At 68.3% G+C, this 16,693-nt stretch carries 16 protein-coding genes; 5 read left to right on the top strand and 11 right to left on the bottom strand.

All coding sequences use genetic code 11. From position 1 onward, the window contains the following. The first annotated feature begins 52 nt into the window (after window positions 1–52). Window positions 53–946, top strand: a complete 894-nt coding sequence (locus tag AB8998_RS03235) for an NAD(P)-dependent oxidoreductase (RefSeq protein ID WP_369736797.1) — start codon at window positions 53–55, stop codon at window positions 944–946. Here the strand turns inward: AB8998_RS03235 and AB8998_RS03230 are convergent. The 3 genes from AB8998_RS03230 to AB8998_RS03220 all read right to left on the bottom strand — a co-directional run bounded on the left by AB8998_RS03230 (window position 929) and on the right by AB8998_RS03220 (window position 3,102). Continuing rightward, on the bottom strand, window positions 929–1,759 hold the full coding sequence (locus AB8998_RS03230; protein ID WP_369736796.1) for an SDR family oxidoreductase: 831 nt from the start codon (window positions 1,757–1,759) through the stop codon (window positions 929–931). The two genes, AB8998_RS03235 and AB8998_RS03230, sit on opposite strands and share 18 nt — an antisense overlap. Window positions 1,760–1,849: 90 nt before the next feature. After that, window positions 1,850–2,773: an enoyl-CoA hydratase gene (locus AB8998_RS03225; protein WP_369736795.1), complete on the bottom strand. Its 924-nt coding sequence runs from the start codon at window positions 2,771–2,773 to the stop codon at window positions 1,850–1,852. Window positions 2,774–2,931: 158 nt separating this feature from the next. Further along, window positions 2,932–3,102: a hypothetical protein gene (locus AB8998_RS03220; protein ID WP_369736794.1), complete on the bottom strand. Its 171-nt coding sequence runs from the start codon at window positions 3,100–3,102 to the stop codon at window positions 2,932–2,934. Window positions 3,103–3,707: 605 nt separating this feature from the next. On the opposite strand from AB8998_RS03220, the gene AB8998_RS03215 reads away from it, so the two are divergent. The 3 genes from AB8998_RS03215 to AB8998_RS03205 all read left to right on the top strand — a co-directional run bounded on the left by AB8998_RS03215 (window position 3,708) and on the right by AB8998_RS03205 (window position 6,016). Beyond that, window positions 3,708–3,872 (top strand): hypothetical protein, encoded by a 165-nt coding sequence (locus tag AB8998_RS03215; protein WP_369736793.1) that lies wholly within the window; start codon window positions 3,708–3,710, stop codon window positions 3,870–3,872. Continuing rightward, on the top strand, window positions 3,873–5,357 hold the full coding sequence (locus AB8998_RS03210) for an alpha,alpha-trehalose-phosphate synthase (UDP-forming) (RefSeq protein WP_369736792.1): 1,485 nt from the start codon (window positions 3,873–3,875) through the stop codon (window positions 5,355–5,357). Window positions 5,358–5,437: 80 nt separating this feature from the next. After that, on the top strand, window positions 5,438–6,016 hold the full coding sequence (locus AB8998_RS03205) for a hypothetical protein (protein WP_369736791.1): 579 nt from the start codon (window positions 5,438–5,440) through the stop codon (window positions 6,014–6,016). Here AB8998_RS03205 and AB8998_RS03200 read toward each other — a convergent pair whose 3' ends face one another. Genes AB8998_RS03200 through AB8998_RS03190 form a run of 3 tightly spaced genes read right to left on the bottom strand, consistent with a single transcriptional unit; the run spans window position 6,017 to window position 8,924 of the window. Next, complete coding sequence (locus AB8998_RS03200; protein ID WP_369736790.1) at window positions 6,017–6,517, bottom strand: mammalian cell entry protein; 501 nt, start codon at window positions 6,515–6,517, stop codon at window positions 6,017–6,019. Then, window positions 6,517–7,224, bottom strand: coding sequence for a mammalian cell entry protein (locus AB8998_RS03195; RefSeq protein WP_369736789.1), 708 nt, complete (start codon window positions 7,222–7,224; stop codon window positions 6,517–6,519). The genes AB8998_RS03200 and AB8998_RS03195 overlap by 1 nt, the downstream gene beginning before the upstream one ends. Next, the gene (locus AB8998_RS03190; protein WP_369736788.1) at window positions 7,224–8,924 is read right to left on the bottom strand and encodes a virulence factor Mce family protein; all 1,701 of its coding nucleotides are present in this window, start codon (window positions 8,922–8,924) and stop codon (window positions 7,224–7,226) included. Before AB8998_RS03190 ends, AB8998_RS03195 begins: the two co-directional genes overlap by 1 nt. A 101-nt stretch (window positions 8,925–9,025) precedes the next feature. On the opposite strand from AB8998_RS03190, the gene AB8998_RS03185 reads away from it, so the two are divergent. After that, window positions 9,026–10,711: an IS1634 family transposase gene (locus tag AB8998_RS03185; protein WP_369736745.1), complete on the top strand. Its 1,686-nt coding sequence runs from the start codon at window positions 9,026–9,028 to the stop codon at window positions 10,709–10,711. 107 nt (window positions 10,712–10,818) lie between these two features. Here the strand turns inward: AB8998_RS03185 and AB8998_RS03180 are convergent, their stop codons facing one another. The 5 genes from AB8998_RS03180 to AB8998_RS03160 are packed head-to-tail and all read right to left on the bottom strand — an operon-like array spanning window position 10,819 to window position 16,693. After that, window positions 10,819–11,982 (bottom strand): virulence factor Mce family protein, encoded by a 1,164-nt coding sequence (locus tag AB8998_RS03180; protein WP_369736787.1) that lies wholly within the window; start codon window positions 11,980–11,982, stop codon window positions 10,819–10,821. Beyond that, window positions 11,979–13,388 carry a virulence factor Mce family protein gene (locus AB8998_RS03175; RefSeq protein ID WP_369736786.1) on the bottom strand — a complete coding sequence of 470 codons (1,410 nt, stop codon included), beginning with the start codon at window positions 13,386–13,388 and terminating at the stop codon, window positions 11,979–11,981. Before AB8998_RS03175 ends, AB8998_RS03180 begins: the two co-directional genes overlap by 4 nt. Continuing rightward, complete coding sequence (locus tag AB8998_RS03170; RefSeq protein WP_369736785.1) at window positions 13,385–14,449, bottom strand: virulence factor Mce family protein; 1,065 nt, start codon at window positions 14,447–14,449, stop codon at window positions 13,385–13,387. The genes AB8998_RS03175 and AB8998_RS03170 overlap by 4 nt, the downstream gene beginning before the upstream one ends. Next, window positions 14,439–15,491, bottom strand: coding sequence for an MCE family protein (locus AB8998_RS03165; RefSeq protein WP_369736784.1), 1,053 nt, complete (start codon window positions 15,489–15,491; stop codon window positions 14,439–14,441). The genes AB8998_RS03170 and AB8998_RS03165 overlap by 11 nt, the downstream gene beginning before the upstream one ends. Then, window positions 15,491–16,693, bottom strand: a complete 1,203-nt coding sequence (locus AB8998_RS03160; protein ID WP_369736783.1) for an MCE family protein — start codon at window positions 16,691–16,693, stop codon at window positions 15,491–15,493. Before AB8998_RS03160 ends, AB8998_RS03165 begins: the two co-directional genes overlap by 1 nt.

Below are 16,693 nucleotides of genomic sequence, written 5' to 3'. Positions count from 1 at the left end.
CGTCCGTAGGCGTGCCCATCATCGCAGGGCCGGGACGAGGCAAGGTAGATGCATGGAAATCGGATTCATCGGCCTGGGCAACATGGGCCGCGGCATGGCCGCGAACCTGCTGCGGGCGGGCCACCGCGTCACCGTCTACAACCGCTCGCCGGGCAAGGCCGAGGCCCTGGTCGGGCACGGCGCGAACGCGGCGGGCTCCGTCGCCGAGGCCGCCGACGCCGACGTCGTGTTCACCATGCTGGCCGACGACCCGGCCGTCGAGGACGTGACGCTGGGCGCGGGCGGCCTGGTGGCTTCGCTGCGGCCGGGGGCCACGCACGTGTCGTCGAGCACGATCAGCGTCGCCCTCTCGGAGCGCCTGGCGGCGGCCCACACCGCGGCGGATCAGGACTATGTTGCCGCACCGGTGTTCGGCCGGCCCGAGGCGGCCGCAGCCGCAACGCTTTTCGTGGTCGCGGCCGGCGCCCGGCGGGTCCTCGAGCCGATGCTGCCGTTGTTCGAGGCGATCGGCCGGCGGACGTTCGTGGTGTCCGAGCAGCCCCACACCGCCAATCTGGTGAAGCTGAGCGGCAACTTCCTGATCGCCTCGGTCATCGAGAGCGTCGGCGAGGCCGTGGCGCTGGTCGCCAAAGCCGGCGTCGACAGGTCGCAGTACGTCGACATCCTCACCTCGACGCTGTTCTCCGCACCGGCGTATCAGACCTATGGCGGGCTCATCGCGCGCCGGGAATTCGAGCCCGCGGGGTTCGCCGCGCGCCTCGGCCTCAAGGACATCCGGCTCGTGCTGGCCGCCGCGGAGCAGCTGCAGGTGCCGCTGCCGGTGGCCAGCCTGCTGCGCGACCGGTTGCTCACCCTGGTGGCGACCGGTGGCGGCGAGCTGGACTGGTCGGCGCTGGCGACGCTCGCCGACCGGGACGCCGGGACGGGGTCAGACCACCCCGCGTAGCCCGTCGGCGCCGAACGCGGGTTCCAGCATCGCCGAGAAGTCCGGGCCGCGGCGCAGCATGTGGCCACCGTCGACGTTGATGCACTGGCCGGTGATCCAGCTCGCGGCGTCGCTCAGCAGGAACATCGCCAGGTTGGCGACGTCTTCGGTCTCCCCAGGACGGGGCAGCGGCGTGCAGATCCGGTAGTCCTCGCTCAGCTCAGGCGACCCGGTGATCGGCGCCACCAGATCGGTGCGGATCAGGCCCGGGCGGATGCTGTTGACCCGCACCCAGGACGGGCCCAGCTCGTCGGCGGCCAGCATCATCATGTGGTCCACGGCCGACTTGGTCACCCCGTAGGCGCCGAACCAGCGGTGGGTGTTGCTGGCCGCGATCGAGGAGATCCCGACGAACGAACCGCCGCCACCGCGCACCAGTTCGCGGGCGGCATGCTTGAGCACGTACATGGTGCCGTTGACGTTGAGGTCGACCGTGCGGCGCCACGCCTCCGAGTCGACCTGGGTGATCGGGCCGATGGTCTCCGACCCGCCCGCGCAATGCACGACGCCGTGCAGCCGGCCCCGCCACGCCGTCGCGGCCTCCACCGCGCGCGCGGCCTCCTCCTCGTTGGTGATGTCGGTGGGCTCGTAACGGATCGCGCCGTCCGCGTCGAGCGCCTCGACTTCCTTCACCGCGGCCGCGAGCCGGTCGGCGTTGCGTCCGACGATCATCACGGCGGCCCCGGCGGCGACCAGCCCGGCGGCCACCCCCTTGCCGATTCCGCTGCCACCACCGGTGACGAGATAGGTCCGGTCCTCGAAAGAAAGCTGCACGCAAAGCCCCTCACGCCGAAACTGAAGCAGGTTCTAGCTATCGAACCATGCGAGCGTGGGTGCGCGCACCAGCGGTCCGCCCTCGGACCGCTAGGGTGTATCGCGGCGCGCCAGCTTCGTCGGCTTGGCGTTGCGCCAGTCCTCGACGTCGGGCGGCAGGCCGACCGGATACCGGTTCTCGTTGTGGGCCGCCCAGTGCGCATGCCCCAACTCGTGGATGTGGAACGCGTGCCGCAGCGCCTCGGTGAAACCCATTGCGTCGGAAGCGGCGTTGACCGAGTCCTTGACGAGCAGGGCCGCCATCGTCGGGCGCTCGACGATGCGCCGAGCGAATTCCAATGTCTTCTCGGCCAGTTCGTCGGCGGGGAAGACTTTGGAAACCATGCCGAGCCGGTAGGCCTCGTCTGCGTCGAGCGAATCGCCGGTCAGCAGCAGCTCTTTGGCTTTGCGAGGACCGAATTCCCAAGGGTGCGCGTAATATTCGACGCCCGGCATGCCCAGGCGCACCGCGACCACATCGCTGAACTTGGCGTTGTCGGCGGCCACGATCAGATCGCATGCCCAGATCAGCATCAGGCCTGCGGAGATCGCATTACCCTGCACCTGGGCGATGGTGATTTTGCGCAAATCCCGCCAGCGGCAGGTGTTCTGGAAGAAGTAGTGCCACTCCTGCAGGTAGAGCTTCTCCGCGATCGGGTCGCGGGTACCGCCGTTGATGCGGAAGCTGGGAAGCTGGCCGCGCTCGGCGATCGCCAGCTCCGAACCCAGGTCGTGCCCCGCGGAGAAGTTCTTCCCGCGGGCCGCCAGGATCACCACGCGCACGGTGTCGTCGGCCTCGGCACGCAGAAACGCCTCGTCGAGCTGAACCAGCAGGCCGCGGCTCTGCGCGTTGTGGGCGTCGGGCCGGTTGAGCCAGATCCGGGCGATGCAGCCCTCGTCGAGGGTTTCGTAGGACACCAGCTCCTGGGCGTCGGCGTCGGCCTCCGCAGCACCGGCCTGATCAGACAGTGTCATCCGCCCACCTCGCTTCCTGTCGGCTCCGGGCCGGTTCCGACCCGTTTACACATTACGGCCAGAGTGTAAGAGAGCCACGGGGTGGGTTGAGCGGCTCCCGGCAATTCGCGGCCGGCACCGGCACTGCCCGCGTCACCGATCCGCGGCGTAGTGCCGGATCAGGACTGTTCCAGCGCCGCCGCCAGCAGCGCCGTGGCAGACTTGAGCAGCGCCAGCGACCGCTTGAGGTTCGCGTTCTCTTCCTTCAACAGCTCGACCTCGGATCGGTCGAACGCCGCGGCCGGGCCACCGCTGTCGATCGCAGCCCCGCGGGTCCGTTCGTGGACCACCCGAGAACCGGCCGCCAGCAAACGTGACGCGACGCCGCGTTGGGCCGAAATACCTTTCAACGCACGCGAAGCCGCCCTCCAGCTGCACGAGCACGAAGCGCACCAGCGTGCGGAGCATCTCCGCCAGCAGGAAGCCCAGCTTGCCCAGCGCGCCGCCCAGTTGGTCAAGCAAGGCACGCCGCTTCCCCAGCAGGTGCCGCAGTTGCGGTATCGGGAAGCCCAGGTGGCCCAGCGGGAATCCCAGATCGCCCAGCACGAGGCCGAGCTCGCGCAGCACGAGGCCCGGCTTCCAGCAGCACGAGGAGCAGCTTCGGCGGCAGGAAGCCGAGCTCGGGCAGTGGGAAGGCGAGCTTCGCGAACACGAAGCCGGGTACGAATGTCAGGAAGCCAAGCTCGCATAGCGGCAAGCCCAGCTCGACAAGCGCGAAGCCGAGCTCCGCGAGCAGCAGGCAGATCTTCGCCGGCGGCAACGAAGGCGCTCGTGCGGATTTCGGTGCGTGATCCCCGCCGATAGCGCCGGTCCGCGACCACTCCCCGGAGCGCGGCGACGCCCCGGCCAGGCAAGACGGCTGCGGCTCGATGAGCGGGTCGCATACAGTGGTGCCATGCCTACGAAATCCGACCCTGGCGACCTCGGCGATGTGGAACCGCTGGCCGACAGCACCGCCAGCCAGGCCCGGCGCGTCGTTGCCGCGTATGCGACCGACGCCGACGAGTGCCGCGTCTTCTTGTCCATGCTCGGCATTGGACCCTCGAAACTCGATGCGTAGATGACTCCCAGCGGGGTCGAGCACGCCGACGGCCCGCCCGTCGGGGATTCCGACTTCGTCGTGGTCGCCAATCGGCTGCCGGTCGACATGGAGCGGTTGCCCGACGGCAGCACGTCCTGGAAGCGCAGCCCCGGCGGGCTGGTCACGGCCCTGGAACCACTCCTGCGGCGCAGGCGTGGCGCATGGGTCGGCTGGCCCGGCGTCGCCGCCGAGGAGATCGGCGACACCGAAGATGGGCCGTTCGTGCAGGACGAGCTCACCCTGCATCAGGTGCGCCTGAGCGCCGACGACGTCGCCGAATACTACGAGGGATTTTCCAACGCCACGCTGTGGCCGCTGTACCACGACGTCATCGTCAAGCCCATCTACCACCGCGAGTGGTGGGAGCGCTACGTCGACGTCAACCGCCGCTTCGCCGAGGCCACCGCACGGGCCGCCGCGCACGGTGCCACCGTGTGGGTGCAGGACTACCAGCTGCAGCTCGTGCCGCAGATGCTGCGCACGCTGCGACCGGACCTGACCATCGGCTTTTTCCTGCACATCCCGTTCCCGCCGGTCGAGCTGTTCATGCAGATGCCGTGGCGCACCGAGATCATCAAGGGCCTCCTGGGCGCCGACCTGGTGGGGTTCCACCTGGCCGGCGGGGCCCAGAACTTCCTGTTCCTGGCCCGCCGCCTGGTCGGCGTGGAGACCTCCCGGGGGTCAGTCGGGGTGCGGTCGCGCTTCGGAGAAGTCCAGCTGGATTCGCGCACCGTGCGGGTGGGCGCCTTCCCCATCTCAATCGACTCCGCCGACCTCGACCGCAAGGCCCGCGACCGCAACGTCCGGCGCCGGGCCCGCGAGATCCGGGCCGAGCTGGGCAATCCCCGCAAGATCCTGCTCGGCGTCGACCGGCTGGACTACACCAAAGGCATCGACGTCCGGTTGAAGGCGTTCTCGGAGCTGCTCGCCGAGGGCCGGGCAAAACGCGAGGACACCGTGCTGATCCAGCTGGCCACCCCGAGCCGTGAGCGGGTGGAGAGCTACCGCATCCTGCGCGACGACATCGAACGCCAGGTCGGTCACATCAACGGCGAGTACGCCGAGGTGGGGCATCCGGTGGTGCACTACCTGCATCGCCCGGTTCCCCGCGACGAGCTCATCGCGTACTTCGTCGCCGCCGACGTCATGCTGGTCACCCCGCTGCGCGACGGAATGAACCTGGTGGCAAAGGAATACGTCGCCTGCCGCAGCGATCTCGGTGGTGCGCTGGTGCTCAGCGAGTTCACCGGAGCCTCCGCCGAGCTCCGGCTGGCCTACCTGGTCAACCCGCACGACCTCGAAGGGGTCAAGGACGCCATCGAGGCGGCGCTCAACCAGCCCGAGGAGGACGGCCGGCGCCGGATGCGGTCGATGCGGCGCCAGGTGCTCGCCCACGACGTCGACCGCTGGGCGCGCTCGTTCCTCGACGCGCTCGCCGAGGCGCGCCCGCCCGGCACCGCGTAGTCGGCGAAAGCCATGGTGTGACCGCCCGAACGCTGTGATACTCGAGAGCAGCGCGATGGTGTGAGCAGAAAGGGACGAAGATGAAGATTCGTCGCGGACTGGCCGCCGGCGCCGGCGTCTTCTCGGTGGTGGCGATGGGCATCGCACTCGAATCCGGCGACCCGGCGCGCGCGGTCGCGCCGCCGGCGGACGGCCTGTACAACTTCGACCAGGCGGGCGTGTCGGGCGTGACCTGGCAGGTGACGGCGCTGTGCGACCAGGTCAACGGGAGCCGGTACTACAAGGACTACTCCAACCCCGACATCATGGCCGACTTCTGCTCGTTGAACGTGGTCAGCTACACGAACGAACGGACCACCCGCGCGGACAAGCTGCAGAATTACAGCGGCAGGGCCCGGCTGACGAGCGGGCTCTGGACGTTCCAGGTGGGCAAGGCCGATGGAGTCTCCTGCCCGGGCGGCGGCACCGGGGAGTCCAGCGAGACGTTCGCCTTCGACAACGAGACGATGGCCGGCACGCACACCACCTTGCACGGCGCGGTCTGCGGCCTGCAGCCGGCGATGACAAAGCAGCCGTTCTCCCTGCGGCTCATCGGCCCTCCGCCGAGCCCGATCCAGCGTTATCCGTTGTACTGCAACGACATTGCGATGTGCTACTGATCAGATCGGCGTGATGTAGTTGATCAGCCACAGCTTGCCGATCTTCTGGAAGTCCACCCGCAGCCGGCTGCCGTCGTAGAGCGGCTGCCGTGACTTGTCGGTGACGGTGCGGTTCAGATAGACCATCACCGACGCCGAATCCCGTTTGGCCGACATCACTCCGGCGCCGACGACGTTGGCCTGCACCACCACCTCACGCTTCTTCGCCTCCGGGATGATCTGCGCGTTGGCGCTCTTGCGGAACTCCTGGCGGTACGCCGGTGTCAGCATCGGATACGCGTCGGCGAGGCTGCGTTCGACGGTCTGGTAGTCATAGCCGAAAACCTCGGGGATCTCCCTGGTGGCCAGCCCGGGCAGGACCGCCCGCGCCGCCTGTTCGCCGCGGGCCTGCACGCGGTCCCAGTAGAACCAGCCGGTCGCCGCGGCCAGCCCGACGAAGCCGACGACGAGTAGGACGACCGCGGCGGCCAGCAGCCACCGCAGCCCCCGGCGCAGCCGCATCAGTTGCCCCCGTTGGGGTACTTCAGGTCGTAGCCGGTCATCCGCCCGGACTCGTCCTCGTGCACGATGACCCGCAGCCGGTACGGCATGGACGGTTTGTTGACCCCGTCGATGTCGGCGACGGTGACCCGCACCGAGACGAGGACCGACGCGTTGTCGGTGACCGGGTCGATGCCCTCGAGGGCGGCGCCGTTGACGACGGCTTCCGACGTCGCGTTGGTGGACCGGAACAGGCCCTTGAGGTTCTCGATGTTGTTGTTGGCCCCCAGCATGCCGCGCAGGGGGCCGCTGGTCTGGTCGTAGAACCGGTTCACGCTCTCGTCGATGTTGTCCTGCTTGTAGCTGAACATGTTGACCACCGTCTGGGTGGCGGTGTCGACGAACCGCTGGTCGCGGGCCTGCTCGGCGCTGGCCTTCCGATGCTGGACGACCAGCGCCGTCAGGCAGGCTGCCAGCGCGCCGATCGCCACGACCGCGGCGGCAACCGAGACCCACGCGACCAGGACCCGGTGCGGCCGCCGCCGCGGCGGCGGCTTGACGGGTTTGAAGGTCCTGACGGGCGGCCCCGCCTGCTTCGGCTCGACCGGGAGGTCGATCCGTCCCGTCGCGCCGTCGGCGGACTCACTTCTGGCGGGTCCCGCCGCGCGGGACGCCCGCCGCCGGACGCGTGTCGGTTTGGTCTGCTCGTCTGTCACTACCGGATCCATCACATGGGTCTTGGGTCGAGCATGAGCTCCACCCAATTCTCGGCGCCCGACGCGCCGTTCGCACCGGCCGCGAAGATACCAGTGCCGCCTGCCGGGTCCGCGAACGCGCCGGTCTTCGGGTCGTAGGTGGTGTAGGCCGGACCGCTGGCCTGCGGCGGCGGTCCGGGCGCCGGGGCGGCTTCGGGTGCCGCGCCGGTGCCCTCCGGCGGTGGTGGCGGCGGCAGCCACTTCGGATACGGAACCTGCGGCGGAACCGGCGGCACCCCGGGCGGCTGCCACGACGTGAACGGCGGCGGCGGCCCGTTGTCGTTGGGCGGCGGCGGGTCGTAGGCCGGCTGATGCGGCGCCGGCCCGGGACCGGGCACCACACCCGGCGGTGGCGGCCCGACGATCGGGGTGCCAGGATCCGGATCCGCGCCTGGCGGGATGTACGGGAAGTGGTTGGGCGGCAACACGTTGAGCCCGTTGGTCACCGGTGTGTCATAGGGCACGGGCGGGCCGCGCCAGGGGTTGCGGCCGACCGGCACGTAGCCCTTCGGGTCCCGGCACAGCTGGACCGTCGGCGCGCGTTTGCCGGGGAACTCCTGGCACGGATAGTTGCGGGCGCCGCGCACGGTGGTGGGATCGTTCTGGGCGGCCTTGCAGTACAGGTCGGGCGGGAGTTCGCGCAGCGTCTCGTCGGCCGGTGTGCGCATCAGCGGCGGCGGCAGGAAGCCGACCGAGCACGGCGGCGGGTCGTTCAGGTCGAGCTTGAAGTCGAGCTTGGCGCCCTCGTCCTGCGGCTCGCCGCCGGCGGCGGTGATGATCGCGGCGAACAACGCCGGCAACACGACCAGCAGGTGCTCGATCGACTTGTGGTAGATGACGCCGACCCGGCCCAGGTTGGCCAGGCTGGCGGCCAGCGCCGGGAAGGAGGGCCGGATGCCGGAGAAGGCGGTGTTCGCCTCGTCCGCTGCGCCCGGGGCGGTGGCCAGCGTGGAGCGCAGTTGCGGGTCCGCCTGATGCACCTCGGCGGTGAACCGCGCCAGCCCGTCCGACAGCGACTTGATGTCGGCGCCCGCGCGGATCTGGGCCTGCAGGAACGGGCCCGCCTGGTCGATCAGCTCCGAAACCCGCGGATAGTCGGCGTTGGCCTGGTCGACCAGCAGCCGCGCGGACTCGAACAACCGGGCGAGCTCGGGGCCCGATCCGTTGGCCGCGATGAACGTCTCGTGCAGCACCTCCCGCAGCCGGGTGTCGCTCACGCTGTTGACCAGCGTCTCGGCCCGCTTCAACAGATCGGCGACGTCCTGGCCGATCCGGGTGTTCTGCCGGGCGATGCGGAACCCGTTGTGCAACTTGGTCGATGCTGGAGGTCCCGGTGGCACCAGGTCGATGTACTGCTCGCCTACCGCCGACACGCTCTTCACGGTGGCGGTGACGTTCGACGGGATGGGCGTCCCGCTGTTCAGCCGCATCTCGGCGGTCACGCCGTTGGGGTTCAGCCCGACCGACTCCACCCGGCCGACGGCGACGCCGCGGTAGGTGACGTTGGCGTTCTTGTACAGGCCGCCGCCCGCGACGAAGTCGGCCGTGCCGGCGTAGGTTCCGAGGCCGAAGGTGGCGGGCAGCCGCAGATAGAAGATCGCCATCACGGTCAGCGTGATCACCGTGATCACCGCGAATATGGCGAGCTGAACCTTGGTCAGTCTGTCGAGCATCCGTGCCGCCCCCTAGCGGGAGTTTCCAGCCTTTGTAGCTGATCGGCGTGTCTTGCGTTGTGGTGCTTGATGTTTGTGGGGCTGGAGTGTATTACCCATATATGGCGTCGATCGTGGGTAAGCGGCGCGGCAAGCAGACCTATTACTACCTGGTGGAATCGGCCCGCGTGCAAGGTAAGCCGCGCATCGTTTCGCAGCAGTATTTGGGCAGCGCGGAGGAGGTGATGGCGAAGCTGTCGGCGACGCCGGCCGGGCAGCCGATCCGTAGCCAGCACAAGCAGTTCGGGGATCTGGCTGCGGTGTGGTCGATGCTGGCCCGGCTGGATGTGGCCGGCATCGTCAACGACGTGGCGCCCCGGTACGCGAACGCGGCCGCACCGGTGGGCACCTATGTGGCCCTGGCGTGCGCGAACCGGATTGTCGACCCATGTTCCAAGCGTGGCTTCGCCGACTGGTGGGCCACCACGGCCGGGTCACGGTGGGTGAAGCTGGACCGGGCCGCGCTGGATCATCGCCGGTTCTGGGACGCGATGGACCGCCTCGGCCAGACCGAACTGCGTGAGATCGAGACCCGGCTGGGACGGCGGATGGTGACCGAGTTCGGGCTGGATTTGACCGGGCTGGCGTTGGACATGACCAACTTCGCCACCTTCATCGACACCGGCAACGACCGCGCGCCGATCGCGCAGCGGGGCAAGGCCAAGCAGAAACGCACCGATCTGCGGTTGGTCGGGCTGGCCCTGGTCGTCACCCGCGACGGCGGGGTGCCCGTGATCAGCCACCCCTATCCCGGGGACCGGCCCGATGTCACCCAGTTCAGCACCGTCGTCGACGAACTGCTCACCCGCTACCGGGACCTGGTCGAGCACGTGGAGTCGCTGACCGTGGTCTATGACGCCGGGCAAAACAGCAGCGACAACCATGCGGTAGTGGAGGCGCACCGGATCGGGTTCGTCGGTTCGCTGCCGCCCAGCGATCACCCCGAACTGCTGCAGATCCCGACCCGGGACTACCGGCCCGTGGACGACGACCGCTACCCCGAGCTGAGCTATGTCGACACCACCGTCACCGCGCTCGGCGTCACCCGCCGAGCGGTACTCACCCACTCGGCGAACCTGGCGGCCAAACAATCCCGCGGCCTGGACCAGACCCTGGCCAAGGCCCGGCGCCGCCTGGCCGAGCTGGCCGCCCGCCTCGCGCGCGGCCGCACCCGCCGCGACCGCGACCAGGTCCAGGCCGAGATCACCGCGATCCTCAAACCCCGCTGGGTCGCCGACATCATCACCACCACCCTCACCGGCGACACGCCCGCCCAATTGAGGCTGTCCTGGCGCACCGACACCAAGGCCCGAAAGCGCCTGCAAGAACGGCTGTTCGGCAAGCGCATCCTATTCACCAACCGCGACTGGCCGGTACCCGACGTGGTGGCCGCCTACCGATCGCAATCCGACGCCGAATTCGGGTTCCGCCAACTCAAAGACCCCCACGTAGTCTCGTTCAGCCCGATGCACCACTGGACCGACTCCAAGATCCGGGTGCACGTGTTCTACTGCGTGCTCGCCCTGGCCGTCGCCCACCTGATGCGCCGCCAGACCGAGCACGCCGGGCTGCACCTGTCGGTACGCGAACTACTCGACGAACTCTCCGGCATCCAAGAGACCGTGTTGATTTACCACGACGGCAGCAAGGGACGGCCCCGCGTGCAGCGCATGCTCACCGACACCAGCCCCACCCAACAGCGACTCGCCGACCTGTTCGCAATCCACCAATACGCACCCACCCGCTGACCAACAACGCCCAACACAACGACTTGGGTAATACACCAACCCTGCCCAAAAACCCAACCCCACCAGGGCAAATCAGGCCGTCGATCAACGAAGGCCGGAAACTCCCGCTAGTGCCCGTCCGAACCCGACGCCGTGCCGGGCGGGATCTTGAACGGGTCGGCCGCCTGTCCGGACAGGTTGGCCAGTTCGCCGGTCAAGAAATCGGGCGGGTTGAGAATTTCGGACATGTGCGTCATGTTCGGGTCGAAATACGCTGTGGTGAAGAATGTTTCGCCGATGCGGCGCAGGGTGAGGTCGAATGTGGTGAACACGTTGAGGTAGTCGCCGCGCACGGCCTGTTTGATGCCGAAGTTGGGGAACGGGAACGTCAGCAGGATCTGCAGCGAGGTGACGAAGTTCTTGCGGTTGTCGTTGAGCGCCTTCGCCGCCGAGTACACGCCTTTGAGGTCTTCGGCGAGGTCCACTTTGGTTTTCGACAGCACGTTCGACGTCACCGTGGCCAGCCGCTTGAGCGCACCGAACGCCTCGACGATGTGGTCCCGGTTCTTGTTGAGCACGCCGACCGCCTCGGGCAGCGTGGTCAGTGCCCGGCCCAGGTTGTCCTTGTCGCGCGCCAGGATCGCCGAGAACCGGTTCAGCCCGTCGACCGCGTCGATGATGTCGTTGACCTGCCGGTTGAGTCCCGCGGTCAGTTCGGCCAGCCGGGGCATCAGGTCGACGAACTGGCTCTGCCGACCCGCGACGGCCTGGTAGGTCTCGTCGGTGATCTCTTGCAGCGCACCGACGTTGCCCTTGTTGACCACCACGCCGAGGGCCGACAACACTTCCTCGGTGGTGGGATAGCGACCCGTGCGCGACTCCGGGATCTTCGCGCCGTCGGTCAGCCTGCCGACCGCCGGCTTGTCCGTCGGCGCGGCCAGGTCGACGTGCATGGAACCGAGCAGCGACGTCTGGGCCACCTTCGCGGTCGCGTTGGCCGGTAGCACGACGTTCTTGTCCAGCGCCAACTTCACCGCGGCATAGAACGACCCGTCGGGCCGCTGCACGGCCGAGATCCCCGAGACGCTGCCGACCGTCACGTCGTCGACCATGACGGGCGAGTTCTGCGGCAGCGTCGCGACGTCGGGCATGTCGACGGTGACGGAGTAGGCGCCGCTGCCGTGACCGGCGGTGCCGGGCATCGACAGCGAGTTCAGCCCGTTGAACTGGCAACCGGCCAACAGCGCGCCGCCGACCGCCAGCGCACTGCCGCGCAACCACATTCGCCTCATCGGCCACCACCCTGCCCGGCGGCGGGCGCGGGACCCGGCAGCGGACCGAACGCGGAGGGCGGGCCGGGCGCCGCACCCGGACCCGGCCCGGGAGCGGCGCCGGTCTGCGGGGCCGTCGGAACCAGCAGCGCCTGCAGATCCGCCGGGTTCTCGGGGGCGGGGGGCTTGGCGCCCTTGGCCGGGATCCACGTCAGCTCAGGCACCGGGGTCTGCGCCTTGGCCTCGGTGGCCGGGGTGTCGTAGATGATCTGTCCCTTGTACGCGGTGATCGTGTTGAGCGGGTGGAACATGATCGGGGGGTAGTTCACGGCGATTCGGCGCAGCACGGGCCCGAGCCGCTCGCGGCAGATCTCGGCGCGTTTGTAGTAGTCGGGCGCGCGGGGCCCGGCGGCGGTGTCGAAGGATCCCCCGCAGATGAACTGGACGGGGTTGGCGAATTCGGGGATCGACAGCAGCCCGTTGAGCGTGCCCTGCGCGGGGTCGTAGATGTTGTAGAAGTTGGAGATGCCCGGGCCCGCCACGTGCAGGACCTGCTCGATGTTGTCGCTCTGGTCGCTCAGCGTCTTGGCCAGGTCGTTGAGCTGGTTGACCGTGTCGACCAGCGTGGAGTTGTTCTCGTGCAGGAAGCCGCGGACGTCCGAGAGCGCCTTGTTGAGGGTGCCCAGCGTGGTGTCCAGGTGGCGGGAACTGTCGGCGAGCACCTGCGACACCGATGCGACGTTGCCGGCGAACTGCACGATCTGCTCGTTGCTCGACGACAGCGCGTTGACGAGCACCTGCAGGTTCTTGACCGTGCCGAACAGGTCGCCGCGCGAATCCCCAAGCCGCCCTGCGACTTGCGCGAGCTCACGCAGGGCGCTGTGGAACGACTCCCCGTTGCCGTCGAACGTGTCGGCGGCCTGGTTGATCGCGGCGCCCAACGGCCCTTGCATCGACCCCCCACCAGATCCCGTCGGGCCGAGCTGGACGGCCAGTTGGGTCAGCGACTCCTTGACCTCGTCCCATTCCACCGGGACGCCGGTGCGGGCCAGGTCGATGCTTCCGCCGTCGGGCAGCACCGCCCCACCGGTGTAGGCCGGGGTGAGCTGAATGAACCGCGCCGCCACCAGGTTCGGCGACATGATGATGGCCCGGGCGTCCTTGGGCACCTTCACCTCGTCGGACACCGACATGGTGATCTTGACGTCCGAGGGCCGCGGTTCGATCGTGTCGATGTGGCCGACCGGGACGCCGAGGATCCGGACCTGGTCGCCGGGGTAGATGCCCACGGCCGACGCGAAGTAGCCGACGATGGTCCGGCTGTTGGCCTGCGCGGTGAGCACATACACGCCGCCCACCAACGCCGCGACCAGCGCGACGGCGGTGGTGTAGCGCAGCCCCCGGCCGGCCGCTATCCGTTTCATCATGGTGACTTCGGCCTGATGATCCAGCGTTCCTGGATGAGACCGCGCAGGTAGTCGGCGAGGCTGGCCGGCAGCTTGCCCGGTTGGTAGAAGAAGTCGAACATCATCGCGATCATCGGCGCGGGTAGCACCGAGAAGACGTTGACGTTGAATCCGGGCCCGGAACCGACCACCTCGCCCAGTTCGGTGGCGTAGGTGGGCAGCCGTTTGAGGGCTTCGGTGATGTAGTCGCGGCGCTCGTTGAGGTTGGCCAGCACCGAATTGAGCTTGCTCAGCGCCGGGCCGAACTCCTTGCGGTTGTCGGCGACGAAGCCCGAGATCTGCTGCGAGACCGCGTCGATGCCCGAGATCAGGCGGCCCAGCGCCGCGCGTCGTTCGCCGAGCGCGGCGAACAACTGGTCGCCGTCGTCGATGAGTTTGTTGACCTGTCCGGCGCGCTGGGCCAGCGCCGACGTCACCGACTTGGCGTGCACCAGCAGGCTTTGCAGTGCCTCGTCGCGGCGGTTGAGGGTGCGCGACAGCGAGGTCACCCCGTCCAGCGCACCGCGCAGCTCCGGGGTGGCGTCGTGCAGCGTGTCGGTCAGAACGTTCAAGGCCTGCTCGAACTGGGGCTTGTTCAGGTTGCTCGCGTTCTGGCCCAGGTCCTCCAGCGCGCCGGCGAGCGTGTACGGCGTGGTCGTCCGGCTCAGCGGGATGCTGGTGGCCCTGCCGGCGCCGGCCGGGCTCACCGAGACCGAGCGCTCCCCGAGGATGGTGTCGGTGCGGATCGCGGCCAGCGACTGGTCGCCGACAGCGACGTGCCGGTCGACCGTGAACGTCACCTTGGCGCTGTTGCCGGCCAGGCCGACGGCCTGCACCTTGCCGACCTTGAAGCCGGACACGTACACGGCGTTGCCCGGCTTGATGCCGCCCGCGTCGGTGAAATAGGCGTCATAGACCTTGCCCTGCGGCCAGAACGGCAACCCGGCGTAACCGAACGCGATCAGCACGATGCAGACCACCACCACCAGGCCGAAGACGCCGGTGCGCAGCGGGTCGCGCTCGCGCCTGGGACTACTTGACAAAAGCGCACCTCCCCTTGCTCTGGTCGACTTGACCGCCCATCGGGATCAAGATGTCACCACCGGCCGGGCCGTTGATCTTGATCCTCACCGAGCAGAAGTAGATGTTGAAGAACGAGCCGTAGGCGCCCAGCGCGGACAGCCGCAGATAGTCCTCGCCCAATTGCTCGATGTCGTTGTCCACCTCGGCCTTGCGGTTGTCCAGCTCGGTGGCCAGCGGCCGGGTGTTCTCCAGGATGCCCTGCAGCGGCCGGCGCGAATTCTTCAGCAGCTCTGTCAGGTCCGTCGTCGTCGACGCCAACGGTCCAATGGCGCCGGCGATGTCGTCCTTGTGCTCGGCCAGCCCGGTGATCAGTTGCTGCAACTGGTCGACGCTGGCCGAGAACTGCGCGCTCTTGGCGTCGATGGTGCCCAGCACCGTGTTGAGGTTGGTGATCGTATCGCCGATGAGCTGGTCGCGGTTGCTCAACGCCGACGAGAAGGCGCTGGTGTCAGCCAGCACGTTCGACAGCGCTCCCCCCTGCCCCTGCAACAACTGGATCACCGCACCGCTGATCGTGTTGATCTTGTCGGCGTCCAAGCCCTTGACCACCGGGCGCAGCCCGCCCAGCAGCGCGTCGAGATCCAGGGCGGGCTGGGTGTGCTGGGCGTTGATCGTCCCGCCGGGCGGCAGCTTGCGCAGCTCGCCCGGACCGGAGGTGATCTCCAGGAAACGGTCGCCGACCAGGTTCTCGTAGCGGATCAGCGCGCGTGTCGACGAATACAGGGTGTAGCGCTTGTCGACCCCGAATTTCACGTCGATGGTGTTGTCCGGGTTCAGCGCGATGCCCTGCACCGCACCGACCGGGACGCCGGCGATGCGGACCTTCTGGCCGGCCTTCAACCGCGACGCGTCGGTGAACGTCGCGTGGTAAGTCCCTTCGGACCCGAAGCGGAAATCACCGAAGACCACTATCAGCGCGACGGACACGAGCACCATCACCACGGTGAAGACGCTCACCTTGATCACCATCGAGCGGTGCGACGGCATACCCGCGGCGGCCATCAGAAGTCGTCCCGTTCGGCGAACGCGCCGTGGAACAAGAACTGCAGCGTCGAGGGCGCGTCGAACTGCAACTCGGTGAACGGCTCGTAGGGGACGTTGGCGTTGTCGGTGACCAGGAACGGGGAGCGGTACCAGGACCCGCCGTACTGCTTGTTCGGGATGTCGGGCAGCCCGCGGCAGTTCGGGCCGCCGGAGGCGTTGACGACGGGCAGGGACTCCGGATAGGTGTACGACGGCGCGCCCAGCACGAAGCTCGAGGAGGTGAACAGGCCCGCTTTGCGGACGCCGAGCAGCGGCGCGAACTCCTTGATGCCGCGTTCGATACCCGCGAACAGGCAACCGAATTCCGGGGAGTAGTCCGCGGCCACCTTGACCGGGGCGCGCAACCTGTTGGCGGTGTCGATCAAGTTCTGCTCGGCCGGCGCCACCGTGTCGTAGGCGTTGTTGGCCAGACCGATCGCGGCCAACAGCGTCTCGTCGAGGTTGCTCTGCTGGTCGACCACGGTCTTGTTGATCGTCGGGAGGTTGTCGATGACGGTGTTCAGGTCAGGGGCGGCGTCGGCGTAGATATTAGTGACGGTCCCCGCCTTACGGAAGTCCCGCTGCAGCGCCGGCAGTTTCGGATTCGTCTGGCGCGTCAGTGTGTTCAAGCCCGACAGCAGCCGGCCCAGGTCTTCGCCGTGGCCACGCAGACCCTCGGCCAGGGCGCTCAACGTTCCGTTCAGCTCCACCGGGTCGATCTTGTGCATCAGCTCGATGAGCGACTGGAACAAGGTGTTGACTTCCAGCTGCACCGCCGAGGCGGCAACGTGCGCGTCCGGGCGCAGCGACGTCCCCGAAGGCGTCTGCGGTGCAACGAATTCCACCGCCTTGGCGCCGAAGACGGTGTTGCTGCCGATCCGCACCGTCGCGTTGGAGGGGATGAAGCGCATGTCGTTGCTGTCGATGGCCAGCGTCAGACGGGCGCGATCGGCGGCGTAATCGATGGCCGTGACCTTGCCGATCTGGATGCCGCGGTACTTCACCTTGGCGCCCTTGTCCATCACCAGCCCGGCCCGCGGCGCGGACACGGTGACGGTGTCGGTCGACGCGAAAGCCGCAGTGTAGGAAAGGTAGGTCAGCGCGACGAATCCCACGATCAGGCTGGCCAGCAGCGCCGCCGCCAGCCGGACCGTCGATCGCCGAGATTCGCCTTCTGCCAT

The sequence above is a fragment of the Mycobacterium sp. HUMS_12744610 genome, from assembly GCF_041206865.1.
Classification (GTDB): domain Bacteria; phylum Actinomycetota; class Actinomycetes; order Mycobacteriales; family Mycobacteriaceae; genus Mycobacterium; species Mycobacterium servetii.
Note: the sequence above shows the minus strand (reverse complement) of the source record. Positions and strands in the feature narration are given on the sequence as shown.

Coding starts and splice junctions, on each gene's coding strand:
- AB8998_RS03235 (WP_369736797.1), top strand. CDS start 53: ATGGAAATCGGATTCATCGGCCTGGGCAACATGGGCCGCGGCATGGCC.
- AB8998_RS03225 (WP_369736795.1), bottom strand. CDS start 2,773: ATGACACTGTCTGATCAGGCCGGTGCTGCGGAGGCCGACGCCGACGCC.
- AB8998_RS03215 (WP_369736793.1), top strand. CDS start 3,708: ATGCCTACGAAATCCGACCCTGGCGACCTCGGCGATGTGGAACCGCTG.
- AB8998_RS03210 (WP_369736792.1), top strand. CDS start 3,873: ATGACTCCCAGCGGGGTCGAGCACGCCGACGGCCCGCCCGTCGGGGAT.
- AB8998_RS03205 (WP_369736791.1), top strand. CDS start 5,438: ATGAAGATTCGTCGCGGACTGGCCGCCGGCGCCGGCGTCTTCTCGGTG.
- AB8998_RS03200 (WP_369736790.1), bottom strand. CDS start 6,517: ATGCGGCTGCGCCGGGGGCTGCGGTGGCTGCTGGCCGCCGCGGTCGTC.
- AB8998_RS03195 (WP_369736789.1), bottom strand. CDS start 7,224: ATGGATCCGGTAGTGACAGACGAGCAGACCAAACCGACACGCGTCCGG.
- AB8998_RS03190 (WP_369736788.1), bottom strand. CDS start 8,924: ATGCTCGACAGACTGACCAAGGTTCAGCTCGCCATATTCGCGGTGATC.
- AB8998_RS03185 (WP_369736745.1), top strand. CDS start 9,026: ATGGCGTCGATCGTGGGTAAGCGGCGCGGCAAGCAGACCTATTACTAC.
- AB8998_RS03180 (WP_369736787.1), bottom strand. CDS start 11,982: ATGAGGCGAATGTGGTTGCGCGGCAGTGCGCTGGCGGTCGGCGGCGCG.
- AB8998_RS03175 (WP_369736786.1), bottom strand. CDS start 13,388: ATGATGAAACGGATAGCGGCCGGCCGGGGGCTGCGCTACACCACCGCC.
- AB8998_RS03165 (WP_369736784.1), bottom strand. CDS start 15,491: ATGGCCGCCGCGGGTATGCCGTCGCACCGCTCGATGGTGATCAAGGTG.
- AB8998_RS03160 (WP_369736783.1), bottom strand. CDS start 16,693: ATGGCAGAAGGCGAATCTCGGCGATCGACGGTCCGGCTGGCGGCGGCG.